This window comes from Isoptericola sp. NPDC019571 (genome assembly GCF_044389385.1).
GTDB classification, from domain to species: domain Bacteria; phylum Actinomycetota; class Actinomycetes; order Actinomycetales; family Cellulomonadaceae; genus Isoptericola; species Isoptericola nanjingensis.
Map to the genome: position 1 here is coordinate 1 of NZ_JBIRXZ010000019.1, position 1,268 is coordinate 1,268.

The following is a 1,268-nucleotide window of genomic DNA, read 5'->3' on the forward strand; positions in this document are numbered from 1 at the left end:
GGGACTGCTGCAGGATCGGTTGACACCGGGTGAGTGGTGATCATGCCGCAAGGGCGGCGTTCTGGGTGGTGAAGGCGAGTTCGTACTCGACTGGGGTGAGCTTGCCGAGGGCGCGTTGGCGTCGGCGGCGGTTGTAGGTGCGTTCGATCCAGAACACGATCGCGTCGTGCAGTTCGTGGCGGGTGGCCCAGCGGCGGCGGTTCAGGACGTTCTTTTGCAGTAGCGCGTTCCAGGACTCCATGGCGGCGTTGTCGCCGGCGGACGCGACTCTGCCCATCGAGCCCTGCAGGCCCGCGGCACTCAGCACGGCCCGGAAGCTGCGCGCTCGGAACTGCGATCCTCGGTCCGAGTGCACGACCACGACGCCGGTCGGGGCTCGCCTGGCCACGGCGGTGCGTAGCGCGGTCACGGTGAGCTGGGCCGTCATGCGCCCGTCGATCGCGTAACCGACGATCCGGTTGGAGAACAGGTCCTTGATCGCGCAGCAGTAGAGCTTCCCCTCGCCGGTGGGGTGCTCGGTGATGTCGGTGACCCACACCCGGTCCGGTTCCGTGGCGGTGAAGTTGCGTTGCACGTGATCGTCGTGGACCGCCGGGCCCGGGGACTTCCCGGCCACGCGGCGGCCCTTGCGCACGGTCGTCGACCACAGCTTCTGCTGGGAGCACAGTCGCCAGACACGTCGCTCGCCGACCTCGTGACCCGCGCGCTCGAGCTCGTCGGCCAGGAACCTGTAGCCGAACTCTGGGTCGTCGCCGTGCGCGTCGATCAGCGCGTTGGTCAAGTAGGCGTCTTCCAGCTCCCGGTCGCTGACCGGGTGGGCCGCCCAGGCGTAGTAGGCCTGCCTGGAGTGGCCGAGGACCCCGCAGGTCAGCCGCACCGGGATGCCCTCAGCGGCCAGGTCACGGACCAGCGGGTAGCTCATTTTGGGAGCGAGCCGGCAGCGAAGTAGGCCGCCGCGCGGCGCAGGATCTCGTTCTCCATCTCCAGCCGGCGCTTTTCTCGGCGCAATTGGACCAGTTCGTTCTGCTCACTGCTGGTCTGGCCGTCCATGACGCCGTCGTCGATGTCGGCCTGGCGCGCCCAGCGCCGCACCGACTCCACGGACACGTCGAAATCGTTGGCGACCTCGGCATATGTCAGATCGCCGCGACGCGCGACCCGCACGACGTCACGCTTGAACTCAGGCGGGAACTTCTTGGGCACAGAGACATCCTTCCAGCGGGACGGCGTCCCACAGATGGAGTGTCAACCAGCCCTGCAGCAGTCCC

The 1,268-nt window shown here is 68.0% G+C and carries 1 protein-coding gene; it reads right to left on the bottom strand.

The features are described from left to right. Window positions 1–40 precede the first annotated feature (40 nt). Window positions 41–1,203 (bottom strand): IS3 family transposase gene (locus ACH443_RS20365; protein ID WP_430591357.1). Its coding sequence is split into 2 segments (ribosomal slippage): window positions 41–936 and window positions 936–1,203, totalling 1,164 coding nucleotides; the frame shifts between segments, so codons are not numbered across the junction. Window positions 1,204–1,268 lie beyond the last annotated feature (65 nt).